Here is a 14,749-nt window from a genome sequence, read left to right on the forward strand (position 1 = left end):
TCTTTCGACTGGACTCGCCGGGTTGAAAAAAAGACCGCGGATTATAGGAAATATGGATACATTTGTATAACGATATTCGTCATCGCGCGCGATCACTAATAGAATTCAACCTCTACCATTACCCTGTAATATCCACCTATGTTTTCATTGCTCCAGTTTGATTGGCCCGTATTACTAGCCATCACCGCCGCATTGCTTTTCGCAGGGCTGATCCACGGTACCCTGGGACTTGGCTTTCCAATGGTAGCAACGCCGATTCTTGCCACGATGATGGACGTGCGCAGTGCAATACTGATCACCTTGCTACCGACCATGGCAGTCAACATCGCCAGTATTTTCAATAGCAAATCCTCCCTGAAAAACACGCGACAGTTTTGGCCGCTGGTTTTCTTTACCTTTATCGGATCACTCGCCGGCACCGTCGTTCTGGCAGCCCTCGATCCCGCTCCGTTTCGCATCGTGCTGGCGGCATTAATCCTGTTATACCTGTGGAATAACCTGCGCATTCCAAAACCATGGCTCATCGACAACGCCATGCTGGCGATGGCGATTTTTGGATTGATTGCTGGTCTGGCGGCGGGTACCACCAATGTCATGGTCGCCGTTTTAATTGTTTACTTCCTCTCGCTGGAAACTCCCCGTTCGACCATGGTGCCTGCACTGAACTCATGCTTCCTGGTTGGCAAGGCTTCACAGATCGTCGTGCTTGCAGTCGCGGGGCTCGTCGGTTTCAGGTTAATGCTTGAAACGGCGCCGCTGGCAGTCGCTGCTGTCATTGCACTGCAGCTAGGACAACGTTTGCGGTCACGCATCGATGTCGGTACTTACCAGGCCATTCTGCGTAAATTGTTGCTGATCCTGGCGATTGTATTGATTTACCAGTTTTTGTCTGAAACAAACCTTGTCCCGGGATTATCCGGTTAACAGGGCTAGAGTTTGCTTTCAATCCAGGGCAATACCGATTCGAGTGCCGCGGGAAGATTTTCAGGCTGATTGCCCCCGGCCTGGGCCATGTCCGGCCGGCCGCCGCCACGGCCACCACATTGCTCGGCCACCATATTGGCCAGATCACCGGCGCTGATACGTTTCGATTCAGCCTTGGTCACGCCCGCGATGATCGACACTTTATCGTCTTCGCTACTGGCGAGCACTACCGCTGCAGCACCCAGCTTGTTTTTAAGTTGATCAACCGTGTCGCGCAGCGTTTTAATGTTGGCACCATCGAGTTTGACGGCAAGTACTTTAACGCCCTTGATCTCTTGCGCCTGAGATGCCAGGTCACCCCCTGTCTGCGAAGCCAATTTTGACTTAAGGGCCTCGAGCTGTTTTTCCAGCGACCGGTTATTCGCCTGTAACTGCTCGATTCGAGGCAACAGCTCGTCCCGGCTCGCCTTTAATGTGTGCGCTGCGGTATCTAGTTTATCTTCACTGTCAATGAAGCGCCTGACCGCGGCTTCACCGGTTACTGCCTCGATACGACGTATGCCGGAGGCAATACCGGTTTCGAGTATGATCTTGAACAATCCAATATCGCCGGCACGTGGTACGTGGGTACCGCCACAAAGCTCGATCGAATCGGATCCGATTTTCAGCACGCGCACCACGTCGCCATATTTTTCGCCGAACAGCGCGATGGCACCGGATTTTTTTGCGGCTTCCATATCCATGGACTCGGCCCTGGTTTCCAGGTTGCCACGTATTTCATTGTTGACAATGGTTTCTATCGCGACAATCTGCTCATGCTCGACAGGTTGATAGTGCGAAAAATCAAAGCGCAGCTTATCGGCATCAACCAGTGAACCTTTCTGCTGAACATGTTCTCCGAGGACTTTTCTTAACGCCGCATGCATCAAGTGCGTCGCCGAATGATTGAGCATGACGGCGCGCCGATGATTTTCATCGATTTGCGCCTTGACCCTGTTACCTACACTCAACTCACCGGTTATCAGTGAGCCAATATGAAGGTAAACATCGTTTTGTTTCTGCGTATCGCTAACCTTGAACTCGGTATTTTTACCCAGGCTCAGACTGCCGATATCGCCGACCTGGCCGCCGGACTCGGCGTAAAATGGCGTCTGCTTCAGAATGACAACTGCCTGGTCTCCGTTTTCGAGTTGATCGATGGCTTCATCATTTTGCAGAATAGCAACGATACTGGAGCTAGCTGTCGATTTATCATAACCGAGAAATTTTGTCGCTGGATAGGTATCGAGCTTAAATTGCTTGCCGATTGCGCTGAATTGACTCGAGGCGCGCGCGCGTTCGCGTTGTGCTTTCATCTCGACATCGAAACCAGCCTGGTCAATGCCGAAACCTTCCTCGCGCGCCACGTCGGCGGTTAAATCGACCGGAAAGCCGTAGGTATCGTAAAGCTTGAAAACTGTTTTACCGTCAATCGTGTCGCCCTTCATTTTGCCGATCGCATCCCCAAGAATTCGCATGCCCTGCTCCAGGGTTTCGGCAAAGCGTTCTTCCTCTTTTTGCAGCACGCGTTCGACATGCCCACGGTTTTGGCTAAGCTCCGGATAAGCGTCTCCCATTGCGCTATCGAGAGTCTCCACCAATTTATAGAAGAAAGGCTTCTTGCAACCAAGCTGGTGGCCATGTCGCGCCGCACGACGAATGATTCGTCGCAGCACGTAGCCGCGTCCTTCGTTGGAGGGCAAGACGCCATCGACAACCAGGAACGCGCAGGAACGAATATGGTCTGCGATAACGCGCAAGGATTTGTTCTCCAGGTCCCTGGTGCCGGTCAATTTGGCAGCGGCTTTTATTAAAGACTGGAACAGGTCAATATCATAATTATTGTGCACCTGCTGCATGATTGCCGCGAGGCGTTCGAGCCCCATCCCGGTATCAACCGACGGTCGCGGCAGCGGCTCCATATTGCCGTGTTGGTCCCGGTTATATTGCATGAAAACCAGGTTCCAGATTTCGATGTATCGATCACCATCTTCCTCGGGCGTACCCGGTGGCCCACCCTCGATTTCGGGTCCGTGGTCGTAGAAAATCTCGCTGCAGGGACCGCAGGGACCAGTATCACCCATAGACCAGAAATTATCTGAAGTACCGATGCGAGTGAATCTTTCAGGGTCCACTTTGATATCCTCAAGCCATATTGTTGCGGCCTCGTCATCATCGGCATAAACGGTAACCCAGAGTTTTTCCGCGGGTAAGCCGATAACATTGGTCAGGAAATCCCAGGCGTAGTGGATCGCATCCTTTTTAAAATATTCACCGAAACTAAAGTTACCCAGCATTTCAAAAAAGGTGTGGTGTCGGGCAGTGTAGCCAACGTTTTCAAGATCGTTGTGTTTGCCGCCCGCACGCACACAACGCTGCGAGGTCGTGGCACGGGTGTAATTTCGTTTTTCACTGCCGAGGAATACATCCTTGAATTGCACCATGCCTGAATTGGTAAACAACAGCGTCGGATCGTTGCCCGGCACCAATGGGCCTGATGGCACGATGGTGTGTCCGTGCGCTTCGAAATACTTGAGAAACTTGTCTCTTAATTCGGCACTGGTTGTCATTTAACTTCGGTCAGATATCGCTTCAATAAATAACGCTCGGAATCATCCGAGCGTACTATCGAAATAATCGCATGACTGACTCGGGAGAAAAACCCCTATTTTGTAAAAAACGCGCCTGCTTCATGCGCGTGGCATAGTCTGTTGGTATCGTTTCTCCATACTTGCGTATGCGTTGTTGCAGCATTAATTGATCCCAGCAATCGGACATCGGTTCAAGAAACTCGTCGGCAAGTGCGTCTGCGATTCCTTTTTGACGTAATTCGTAACGAATTTTTAATGGGCCGACACCCGCGTTAAATCGGTGGCTGACGTAAGCTTCGGTAAACCGAGCATCAGACAACAAGTGGTCCTGCTTTAATCCCTGCAGTACTTCGTCGATCGCATCGGCGTCATGACCACGGGCTTTCAGTTTTTGACGCAATTCATGTTCAGAATGCTCACGCCGGGCGAGCAGATCCATCGCGGTCTTGCGAATACTCGTATGATTCTTATTTTCAGCCATAACAGATATGTTGTATTTGATTGGATTTTTTCGCGAGCGCAAGGCGAATTCGCACGGAGAACCTGAGTGTACAAAAAATACTCGTGGTTCGACCGGGCCGGCGCCCCGGCACGAATTCAACGCTGCGATCGCGGGAAAAGACATCAAATAAAAAAAACCCTCGGAGAAAATACTCTCCGAGGGCACTGCCAGCTTGCAACATAAGGGTGGAGGGGATAGGTAGGCTAGGAAATTTCCACCATTTCGGGTTCGACTTCTGGGTTAGAGTCTGTTGCTTCGCTGTCAATTGGGTCGACAGTTTTGGGTTTGGGTAACAACTCGGTGCGCAAACGCTGATCGATTTCATCCGCCATTTCGGTGTGTTCCTTGAGGAAAATACGTACGTTGTCTTTACCCTGGCCGATACGCTCGTCATTATAGCTGTACCAGGCACCGGCTTTTTCAATCATGCCGTGCTTCACGCCGAGGTCGATAAGTTCACCTTCACGGGATGAACCTTCGCCATAGAGAATCTCGAATTCACATTGCTTGAATGGTGGTGCTACCTTGTTCTTGACGACTTTAACGCGGGTTTCGTTACCAATCACCTCGTCTCCCCGCTTGATCGCCCCAATGCGTCGTATGTCGAGGCGCACTGAGGCATAAAACTTTAGCGCATTGCCACCGGTTGTGGTTTCCGGGTTACCAAACATGACACCGATCTTCATACGAATTTGATTGATAAAAATAACCATGGTATTGGAGCGCTTGATATTCGCGGTAAGCTTGCGCAGTGCCTGGGACATCAAACGAGCCTGCAGTCCCATGTGCGAATCGCCCATATCGCCCTCGATTTCCGCCTTTGGTGTCAATGCAGCGACCGAGTCAACGACAACAACTTCGACCGCACCCGAGCGCACCAACATATCGGTTATTTCGAGTGCCTGTTCACCGGTGTCCGGCTGTGATACCAGCAAGTCATCAATATTGACGCCCAGTTTATCGGCATAAGTCGGATCCAGCGCGTGCTCTGCATCGACAAATGCAGCGGTGCCACCGTTTTTCTGACACTCGGCAATGACCTGCAAAGCCAATGTAGTTTTACCGGAAGATTCGGGCCCATAGACCTCGACGACCCGGCCACGCGGCAAACCGCCGATACCCAGGGCAACATCCAGTGACAGGGACCCGGTTGATATCACACCCATGGTCGTATCGACCCCGGCATCACCCAGTCGCATGACGGATCCCTTGCCAAATTGCTTTTCAATTTGACCCAGTGCTGCGGTGAGTGCTTTTTGCTTATTGTCGTCCATTTGCTACCTACCTTTGGATTTGAGTTGCCGGATTATCACACAGTCCAACGAGAACATAAAGAGAACTTTTCAATTTATCGTCAATTTCCAATCATGCCGTGCGAAAACATAATGCGCATTATAATTTCATAGTGGCTCATAGCGTGAGCCACTATGAAATAAAAGATAAAACAGGAATTTACCGCAATAGGTTGAACCGGGCGGAATGCAACGATAGTCTTTAGCAAACCCGACTGGAATTCGCGTGGAAAACACTAACCGCCCCGATATTTCCGCTCGCAGTATCGTGATACTGGCCGCGCTCGTAACCGTTGTGGCGGCGCTCACGCTGCTGTGGTCCGGTGCGCCCACCCCGGGATCTCCGCTGGCGCAGCTGTGCGGCGCGCTGGGCGCACTGCTGTTACTGGCACCACTCGCTTTTGTTATCATGAAGCGTTCCGGATTTGCCAACAACCCGCCCGCCTGGTTTATCGGTCACATCCTCGCCACGTCACTCGGAAGCTGCCTGATTTTCATCCATGTCGCCGCGGGCAACTGGTTGACGCCACCCGGGCTTATCCTGTTGCTGATGGCGTTTCTCGTCCTGCAGGGGAGTTTACTGCGGGCCTTCTTCTCACGTGGGTTCAGCCTGCTGTTTGCCCGCAGCAGTGTCGCCTCGGGATTCAGTGCGCCCGTTAACCTCGATAAAACCGCGTTGCAGAATATCATCGACACCAAGATCCGGTTGCTGGAAAGCATCGATCCCGCTGCCGACGAAGCACTGTTCTCACCCGCCCTGAAGCACTGGTTGCGTAAACCGTGGAAAAGCACCAGGTACCTGGTGCTGGCCGAGCGCGAGGCCCGCATGGTGGGCACACGCGCCAGCGCCGGGATAGGGCTCAGCTGGTCGCGGCGCATTCACATGCTGGCAGCGCTCGGTTTTTACCTCGGCCTGATCTCGCACATCGTCGTGGTCCTGTTTTTTGCCGGGTATGCTGCCGAAGGTGGACCCATCGACTGGTGGTATATCACCGACTGGGGCGGTTAACCGATGACCGACGTTTCAACCCAGTTAGCGCTGATGATCGATCTCGAACGCTGCACCGGCTGCAAGAGCTGCGAAGCTGCCTGCAAGCAAACCAATGCGCTCGGTCCCAACAGTTATCGTAACCGGGTGATGTGGTTTGATGAACAGCACAGCGATAGCGCTCAAACATCCCAGGCCAGGCTGGATTTTCTGACCGTCACCTGTCAGCAGTGCGAACGTCCGGCCTGCCTGCGCGCCTGCCCGGTCTACCCGAAGGCAATCTCCAAGGATCCGGTCACGGGTGTGGTCGCGATTGACGAAAACCGCTGCACCGGTTGCGGCGAGTGCGCATTGTCCTGCCCTTACGGTGCGATTGGCTATAATGCCGAGCAACACCATGCGGTAAAGTGTGATCTATGCGCCGAACGCAGAGATCAGGAACTGGGACCTGCCTGCGCCTTCGTATGCCCAACGCGCGCCATCAGTTTCGGCACGCGCGCAGCGCTGCTTATCAGTGTACAGCAAGAACAACGAGAGATTCTCGATACCGACCACTTCCTGCAACAACCGGCAACGATTTATCTCAAACGCCTGGTTGACGGGGCGCAGAGCGATGCCGACGCAAATGAACAAAGCACCCCGGCCCTGATGCATGACCATCAAAGCCGGGCAAGTCTGCAGACTCAGGTCGCACGGGGCTCGTATCGCCGTTCGCAGAAAAACCTGCTGCTGCAACAGGAGGAGCGCATTGTCCCGGGAGGCTGCAACATCTGTTTCAACGGCTGTCCGGTAAAGTATCACCTGCGCGGTAACGAGGTGCTCAATATCTACGGCAACGAAGAAGACCCGGTATTCCAGGGTCGCGTTTGCCCAAAATCGCAGATGTCGCTGCAGCTTTACAATAATCCCCACCGGCTGGTGACGCCGCTGAAACGTGTCGGCGTGCGCGGCAGCGATTCGTTTCGGCCGATCAGCTGGGACCAGGCCCTGAGCGAGATTGCGCACAAACTATCCGCGGTACGCGATCAGTACGGGAGCGATGCGCTCGCGATCCAGTCGGGTTCACGCACCGGCGTGCTCAATATAATCGGCGCGCTGCCACTATTCGCCGGGCTCTGGGGTACCGCAAACGTGGCCGCTACCGAGCCCTATTGCGACCTGGGCAAGGGACTCGCGCTGAGCCTGACGCAGGGCACCGGCGTCATGGCAAGCGTTTATACCGAGCAAGATATCGGCAGCGCCGAGGCCTATGTTTACATCGGCGACAACCAGGCCGAAACCCGTCCGGTAAACTTCGGCATGCTAAACGACTGGCGCATAAAGCATCGTGCGAAAATGATTGTCGTCGATCCCCGTCTGACCCCGACCGCCAGCAAGGCCGATGCCTGGTTACCGATTCGCTCGGGGACCGATATGGCGCTTGGCCTCGGCATCATCCATTACCTGTTCGAGCACGATCTCCACGACCAGGCATTCTGCGAACGCTGGATCGTCGGCTGGCACGAGTGGCGTGATTACGTAAAAGATAAATATTATGACCTTGAATGGGCGGCTCAGGTTACCGACCTCGAAGTCGGCCAGCTCGAAATGCTGGCCCGCACCATCGCACAAGCCGACGGCTGCATGATTTTCCTGAGTCGTGGCGTTAACCAGCATACCAATTCGGCACAGACCAACCGCGTCTTCATGTTCCTCGCGGCAATGACCGGCAATTGGGGGCGTCGTGGCGGTGGTTATTTCAATGTATCCTCCGAAATGAACTGGCAGCCACCACAGATTCCCGCTCACCGCAAGGCCGATGTGCGCGCAGCGATAAGCAAGAATCCCTCCGCCTGGATGGAGGCGATGCTCAACGGCACGCCCTACCCGATCAAGGCGCTGATCACGAGTAATAATCCACTGGCGCAATGGCCGAATCAAAATCGTGCCCGCCAGTCGATACAGGCACTCGACCTGGTGGTGCACCTCGAATTGTTCAAGAATGCGACTTCGCGTTTCGCCGACTACGTGTTACCGATGGCAAGCGGAATCGAAAAAGGCGGCACGACGCGATTTGCCGAGGATCGACGCATTGTCTGGAACGACAAGTTTATCGACCCGCCCGGCGAGGCCCGCTCCGATCACTGGTTCTGGATCGAACTGGGTAAGAAATTCGGCTTCGATGATGTATTAAAAGATGACTACAAAGATCCCCGTAAACTCTGGGACGAAGTACTCGTAACTGCCACCGCGGACCTTGCTGCCGCAACCACCGCGGAGCTGACCAGCCGACCCAATCGGACGGTACGATTACCCCGCTTCGAGGGCGGGCCGGGTGAGATCGATCCGGTTTACGTGACCGAGGCGATGCGCCGCGATCCAGGGGCAAATCTGAGTTACCCGACCACGAGCGGTAAGCTTGAATTCTGGACCCCTCAGCTGGAACAGAAATTTTCGGCCATGGGACTATCAGCTTTACCCGAGTTCTACACCGAGGCCGAACAGCTGGTCAGCCTGCCGCACATAAAATACGATACGACTGCAAAAGTTTCGAGTTTTTTCAGCGAGGAGACCCTGGTATATCCAGGTCATATCGTTGACGAGCCTGTCACCCATGACGCAGCCTTTGATACCGAGCTCGTAACCGGGCGTCCGGCCGCACCCCACTTTCACTCCTGGACACATTATTACTGGCAGGCCCAGGAAATGTGGCCCGAGCTGTACTGCCAGATCCACCCCCATAAGGCCGCAACGCTGGATATTAGGGACGGGGACCCGGTTTCAGTGATCACCGAGAACGGCAAGATTACCCTGCGAGCCTGGATCCATCGTGGGATCCGCCCCAACTGTATTTTCATCCCGATCGGCTGGGATGAGCAACAACCCTATCACCCCGGCGCGAGCGTCAACCACTTAACCGGGATCCGGCTTGATCCGGTTTCACAGCAGGCCAACCTGAAAACCCACCTGTGCCGGGTGGAAAAGGCAACGCACTAATTCCATGGATTCGACACATCTCGATATATCGTCACAGTTCCTGCTGGCCCTGGGCGGAATCTTTCTGGTCGGCCTGCTGTTGTCAACCGTCGCGCAAAGGTCGTTTCTACCTCGCGCCACCCTGCTGCTGCTGTTTGGCGCGATTATCGGCGAAGATCTTCTGGACCTGGTTCCCGGGCTGCTGGTAGACCGCTTCGGTCTCATCGCCGAAATGACCCTGCTGATGGTGGGTTTCCTGTTAGGAGGGAAACTAACCCGCTCCGCGTTAAAAGGCCACACCGGTATCTCGTTCTCGATTTCAATCTGTGCCGCGCTTTTACCGGCGCTCGTGGTCTGCCTGGGTATGATCGCGATGGGCGTGGCCATCGAGATCGCGATGCTGCTTGGCTGTTTCGCCGCGGCCACGGCACCAGCGGCCGTCCTCGACGTGGTGCAGGAATCAGGTGTAAAAAACAGGTTCAGCGAATTGCTATTGTTGATCGTTGTACTCGACGATGTCTGGGCACTATTACTGTTCGGTGTCGGTATGGCTGTTGTAACCTCTTTAAATGGTGTTGCCGGCGAGTCCACTTTCATCGGGCTCGTGACCTGGGAACTGGGTGGGGCTGTACTGGTGGGTATCGCAGTCGGTCTGCCTGCTGCTTACCTGACCGGTCGCATCAAGGATGGCAGACCGATGCTGGTCGAGGCACTGGGTATTGTTTTCCTGTGCGGCGGCATCGCCCTGTGGTTGAACGTTTCTTTCCTGATCGCGGCAATCGTTATGGGCGCAGTAATCGCCAACCTGGCTCGTCATCACGAATATCCGTTTCATGCAATTGAAGATATCGAATCGTTGTTCATGATTATTTTTTTCGTGCTCGCCGGGGCATCACTCGAACTCGGTGCGCTTGCCGTGCTCGGGCTCACCGGCGGGGTTTATATTCTATGCCGTACAATGGGCAAGTACCTGGGCGCCTGGATCGGCGGCTACCTGGGCAAATCAGGGCAGGATCATCAGTTGTGGATGGGCGTTGCACTACTGCCCCAGGCCGGTGTTGCAATCGGCATGGCGCTGGTGGCATCGAATCAATTCCCCGAGTATCGACAGATCATGCTGCCGGTCGTGATCGCATCAACGGTAGTGTTCGAGGTTATCGGCCCGGTGTTCACACGCCTCGCCATCCGGCACTCGGTCGAGGATAGCCGCTGATACGTAACTAGTCCGAGTCAACCAGGTCGATCAAACCCTCGAGTGCCGCGACCAGGGTCGCCGCACGGACCGCCTCGCGGTTACCGCCGAACTGGTACCGATTGGCAATAAGTTCGTCGTCCGAAGCTACCGCTATCCAGACTGTACCCACCGGTTTTTCATCGCTACCGCCCCCAGGACCCGCTATCCCGGTAACCGCAACCGCGAGGCTGGCACGACTGTGGTCCAGCGCACCGCGCGCCATCGCGGTTGCAACCGGTTCGCTGACGGCACCATAGTCCTCGATAATCGACGCCGGCACCCCTAACATTTCATTTTTTGCCGCGTTGCTGTAGGTCACGAAACCACGCTCGAACCAGTCCGAACTGCCCGCCAGGTCGGTCAAGGTTTTGGCAATCAGTCCACCGGTACAGGATTCAGCGGTACAAACTTTCTGTTGACGCTTCAATAGCTGCTCTGCCAGCTGCTGAACCAGCGCTACCTTATCTCCACTCATGCCGGCATTATATCGTAACGTGAAACTCGTGACCTGCATCAACTGTCCGCTGCCCGATATGGTTTATCAATTGGGCAGTGATATAATGCCGCCAAACACAATAAGACGACTAACGACATGAATGAATCCCTGAAACCTGGCCCGGCCTCCGCACTGGAAGCTGCCGACAGCTTACAATTTGAAACCCCCTCGATTCAAGACAACAGCATTGCGCAGCACGAAATGGAGCGCATGGACGTTATTCGCAGGTTTGAAAATGGCATGTATCCGTACGAGGACAGGATTAAAAAGTCTGAATACGAAAAAGAAAAAGCCCTGTTGCAGGTCGAGTTACTCAAGGTACAACGATGGGTGAAGGATTCCGGCAAAAAGATTGTAATTTTATTTGAAGGCCGCGATGCGGCCGGCAAGGGCGGCGCGATAAAGCGCTTCATGGAACACCTCAATCCGCGGGGTGCACGTGTGGTTGCGTTGGAGAAACCCACGGTAGCCGAACAGACGCAATGGTATTTTCAACGCTATATCAAGCATCTGCCTTCGGCCGGGGAAATCGTTCTGCTCGACCGTTCCTGGTACAACCGTGCCGGGGTCGAACGCGTTATGGGATTTTGTGACCCGGGGGCTTATCTTGAATTCATGCGCCAATGTCCGGAAATCGAACGCATGCTGGTTCGTTCCGGCATCCTGTTGTTCAAGTACTGGTTCTCGGTTACGCAGGACGAACAACGCAGTCGATTTGAATCCCGCAAGAGCGATCCGCTCAAGCAATGGAAACTATCCCCGATCGACCAGGCCTCGATTGACAAGTGGGATGACTACACCGAAGCCAAGGAAGCGATGTTCTTTTACACGGATACCGCCGATGCGCCCTGGACGATCATCAAATCCGACGATAAAAAACGCGCTCGCCTTAATTGCATGCGACATTTCCTGGCGTCATTAAATTACGATGACAAGGATTTGGAAACGGTGGGAGAGCCCGATCCTTTTATCGTCACATCCAGTGATCATGCCATCGCCAAAAGCGAACACATTCTCGGCAAGAGCCTGCATCCGAAGCAACGGCGCTCGAAAAAGAAATCTTAGTTTGTCACACACCATCGGGCTTATATAATTGACCAGTTTTTTAAGCTGAGAAATGTAACCTCCCCTATATGGGTCAACTAGAATCAAGCCTGAAGCCACACACCCCCATGATGCAGCAATACCTGCGCATCAAGGCCGATCATCCCGAAACACTGCTGTTTTATCGTATGGGCGATTTCTACGAGCTGTTTTACGAGGATGCACGCAAGGCCGCAGGTCTGCTGGATATTACCCTGACCCGGCGCGGCCAATCCAGCGGTGAGCCGATACCGATGTGCGGGGTACCTTATCACGCCGTCGACAGCTACCTCGGCAAACTGGTGAGAAAAGGGGAATCTGTCGCCATTTGTGAACAAATCGGTGATCCAGCCGCCAGCAAAGGCCCGGTCGAGCGCAAGGTCGTGCGCGTGGTGACGCCCGGCACTTTGACCGACGAAGCGCTGTTGCAGGATCGTATTGAAAACCTGCTGTGCTGTATTTATCGACAGCCTTCGGGTTGGGGACTGGCGGCCCTCGAAATCAGCTCGGGCCGTTTCAGTTTGAGCGAACTTGATAGCGACGAATTGCTGAGCAGTGAAGTTGCGCGACTCAATCCCGCCGAAATCATTTACTGCGAAGATCAGCTGCTGCCACTCGATTCGATCTACATGCAACAGGCCCACGCGATGCCACCCTGGCATTTCGAGCTGGATACCGCGACGCGGTTACTGTGCGAGCAATACCGTACCGCCAGCCTGCAAGGGTTCGGCATTGTCGAATCTAGCATCGCCATCAGTGCAGCCGGTTGCCTGTTGCAGTATGTCAACGACACGCTTAGAACCGAGATCAATCATCTGCAGCCGTTGCGTTACGAAGCCGTCAGCGATTTGCTGCTGATCGACGCCAACAGCCGCCGCAACCTCGAGCTGATCCGTTCATTCAGCGAACAATCGCCGCAAAACAGCCTGTTCAACGTGATCAATTTCTGCAGTACCACGATGGGGCATCGCGAACTGACACGCTGGATACAGAAACCCCTGCGCGATCAGAACCAGGTGCGTCAACGCCATCACGCCGTCGCGACCCTGCTCGATAACCAGGAATTTGAAATCCTGCGCGAGACTCTCGTCGAAATCGGCGATATCGAACGGGTCCTGGCCCGGATTGCGCTGCTATCGGCCCGACCTCGCGACCTGTCGACCCTGGCATCGACCCTGCAGGCATTACCAGCATTGCAGCAACAGCTGGGGAGACTCGACAGCCCCTTACTACAGCAACTGTCAACAGGCATCAGCACTCATCCCGAGGTCGTGGCACTGCTCGATGCCGCGATTATCGATGAGCCGCCCCTGTTGATTCGAGATGGCGGTGTTATCAAAACAGGATTTGATCCCGAGCTCGATGAATTGCGAGCGCTCAGCGCCAATGCTGATCAGTTCCTGCTCGATCTGGAGTCGCAGGAGCAGCAAAAGACGGGTATCAACTCGCTCAAGGTCGCTTATAACCGCGTCCATGGATTTTACATTGAAGTCAGCAAATCGCAGAGTGACGGAGTACCGGACGACTACGTCCGACGACAAACCCTGAAAGCCGTTGAACGCTACATCACGCCCGAGCTCAAGGCATTCGAGGACAAGGTGCTGAGCGCGCGCGAACGCGCCCTGGCACGGGAAAAGTATCTCTACGAGGCATTGTTGAAACAGCTCGTGGAAAACCTGCCCGAACTGCAGCAATGCGCACTGGCACTGGCGCAACTGGATGTGCTGAACTGCTTTTCGGTCGGTGCGAACGCGCACGACTGGAGTGCACCCGAACTAACCGATGCCCGGCTGCTCGAAATCGAAGCCGGTAGACACCCGGTGGTGGAACAGGTGCTCGAACAGCCATTTATCGCCAATGATCTGCATCTCGATGAAGATACCAGCATGCTTCTGATTACCGGCCCCAACATGGGTGGCAAATCAACCTATATGCGACAAACCGCCCTGATCGTAATCCTTGCCTACATGGGTAGCTACGTGCCCGCCCGCAAGGCGCTGCTCGGCCCGATCGACCAGGTATTTACCCGTATCGGTGCCAGCGATGACCTTTCCAGTGGACGCTCGACATTCATGGTGGAAATGACCGAGGCGGCAAACATTCTGAACAATGCCAGTGCCAACAGCCTGGTTCTGATGGATGAGATCGGGCGCGGCACCAGTACCTTTGACGGCCTGGCTCTGGCCTGGGCCTGTGCTGATCACCTGGCACAGAAATCAAACGCGTTGACCCTGTTTGCCACTCATTACTTCGAGTTAACCCAGCTACCCGAGCACTATCAGAACATTAAAAACGTTCACCTGGATGCGGTCGAGCATGGTGACGATATTATTTTCATGCACAGCGTAAAACCAGGCCCGGCAAACCAGAGTTACGGACTGCAGGTTGCACGCCTCGCCGGCATCCCCGTGCAGGCGATAAAGCTGGCACGCCATAAACTCCACTTGCTCGAGCAGCAATCGACACAGGCGCAGGGAGATTTATTTACCGCGGCTGTTCCGACCGAGGAAACGTCATCGCATGCTTTGATTGCCGAGCTCGAGTCCATCGATCCTGATGAGTTGAGTCCCAAACAGGCGCTGGAACTGATTTACCGCCTGAAAAGCCTGACCGGATCATAAACCATAAATACGCTAACCCGCTTG

General features: G+C 54.4%; 10 protein-coding genes. 6 read left to right on the forward strand and 4 right to left on the reverse strand.

All coding sequences use genetic code 11. From position 1 onward, the window contains the following. Positions 1 to 138 precede the first annotated feature (138 nt). Positions 139 to 924: a sulfite exporter TauE/SafE family protein gene (locus tag OES20_01990; protein MDH3633451.1), complete on the forward strand. Its 786-nt coding sequence runs from the start codon at positions 139 to 141 to the stop codon at positions 922 to 924. A gap of 5 nt (positions 925 to 929) precedes the next feature. Here the strand turns inward: OES20_01990 and alaS are convergent, their stop codons facing one another. The 3 genes from alaS to recA form a co-directional block, all read right to left on the reverse strand. Continuing rightward, positions 930 to 3,533, reverse strand: a complete 2,604-nt coding sequence (gene alaS / locus OES20_01995) for an alanine--tRNA ligase (GenBank protein ID MDH3633452.1) — start codon at positions 3,531 to 3,533, stop codon at positions 930 to 932. Between the two features lie 55 nt (positions 3,534 to 3,588). Next, a complete protein-coding gene (locus OES20_02000; GenBank protein ID MDH3633453.1) occupies positions 3,589 to 4,035 on the reverse strand; it encodes a recombination regulator RecX in 447 nt (148 codons plus the stop codon). Positions 4,036 to 4,259: 224 nt separating this feature from the next. After that, positions 4,260 to 5,330, reverse strand: coding sequence for a recombinase RecA (gene recA / locus OES20_02005; GenBank protein MDH3633454.1), 1,071 nt, complete (start codon positions 5,328 to 5,330; stop codon positions 4,260 to 4,262). A 244-nt stretch (positions 5,331 to 5,574) separates the two neighbouring features. Here recA and OES20_02010 point away from each other — a divergent pair, with 244 nt between their 5' ends. From OES20_02010 to OES20_02020, 3 genes are read left to right on the forward strand one after another with little or no spacing between them, the layout of a single operon-like run. Further along, positions 5,575 to 6,357 carry a hypothetical protein gene (locus OES20_02010; protein MDH3633455.1) on the forward strand — a complete coding sequence of 261 codons (783 nt, stop codon included), beginning with the start codon at positions 5,575 to 5,577 and terminating at the stop codon, positions 6,355 to 6,357. A 3-nt stretch (positions 6,358 to 6,360) separates the two neighbouring features. Beyond that, a complete protein-coding gene (locus tag OES20_02015; protein ID MDH3633456.1) occupies positions 6,361 to 9,312 on the forward strand; it encodes a molybdopterin-dependent oxidoreductase in 2,952 nt (983 codons plus the stop codon). 4 nt (positions 9,313 to 9,316) lie between these two features. Then, complete coding sequence (locus OES20_02020) at positions 9,317 to 10,504, forward strand: cation:proton antiporter (protein MDH3633457.1); 1,188 nt, start codon at positions 9,317 to 9,319, stop codon at positions 10,502 to 10,504. A 7-nt stretch (positions 10,505 to 10,511) separates the two neighbouring features. Here the strand turns inward: OES20_02020 and OES20_02025 are convergent, their stop codons facing one another. Next, on the reverse strand, positions 10,512 to 11,000 hold the full coding sequence (locus tag OES20_02025; protein ID MDH3633458.1) for a CinA family protein: 489 nt from the start codon (positions 10,998 to 11,000) through the stop codon (positions 10,512 to 10,514). A 117-nt stretch (positions 11,001 to 11,117) separates the two neighbouring features. On the opposite strand from OES20_02025, the gene ppk2 reads away from it, so the two are divergent. Together ppk2 and mutS are read left to right on the forward strand one after the other, a co-directional pair. Continuing rightward, positions 11,118 to 12,086 (forward strand): polyphosphate kinase 2, encoded by a 969-nt coding sequence (ppk2, locus tag OES20_02030; protein MDH3633459.1) that lies wholly within the window; start codon positions 11,118 to 11,120, stop codon positions 12,084 to 12,086. Positions 12,087 to 12,154: 68 nt separating this feature from the next. Continuing rightward, positions 12,155 to 14,725: a DNA mismatch repair protein MutS gene (gene mutS / locus OES20_02035; protein MDH3633460.1), complete on the forward strand. Its 2,571-nt coding sequence runs from the start codon at positions 12,155 to 12,157 to the stop codon at positions 14,723 to 14,725. Positions 14,726 to 14,749 lie beyond the last annotated feature (24 nt).

The sequence above is a fragment of the Gammaproteobacteria bacterium genome (genome assembly GCA_029862005.1).
Lineage (GTDB): Bacteria > Pseudomonadota > Gammaproteobacteria.

Bases quoted from the DNA above. Each gene is read 5' to 3' on its own strand.
- OES20_01990 (MDH3633451.1), top strand. From the start codon at position 139: ATGTTTTCATTGCTCCAGTTTGATTGGCCCGTATTACTAGCCATCACC.
- alaS (MDH3633452.1), bottom strand. From the start codon at position 3,533: ATGACAACCAGTGCCGAATTAAGAGACAAGTTTCTCAAGTATTTCGAA.
- OES20_02000 (MDH3633453.1), bottom strand. From the start codon at position 4,035: ATGGCTGAAAATAAGAATCATACGAGTATTCGCAAGACCGCGATGGAT.
- recA (MDH3633454.1), bottom strand. From the start codon at position 5,330: ATGGACGACAATAAGCAAAAAGCACTCACCGCAGCACTGGGTCAAATT.
- OES20_02015 (MDH3633456.1), top strand. From the start codon at position 6,361: ATGACCGACGTTTCAACCCAGTTAGCGCTGATGATCGATCTCGAACGC.
- OES20_02020 (MDH3633457.1), top strand. From the start codon at position 9,317: ATGGATTCGACACATCTCGATATATCGTCACAGTTCCTGCTGGCCCTG.
- OES20_02025 (MDH3633458.1), bottom strand. From the start codon at position 11,000: ATGAGTGGAGATAAGGTAGCGCTGGTTCAGCAGCTGGCAGAGCAGCTA.
- ppk2 (MDH3633459.1), top strand. From the start codon at position 11,118: ATGAATGAATCCCTGAAACCTGGCCCGGCCTCCGCACTGGAAGCTGCC.
- mutS (MDH3633460.1), top strand. From the start codon at position 12,155: ATGGGTCAACTAGAATCAAGCCTGAAGCCACACACCCCCATGATGCAG.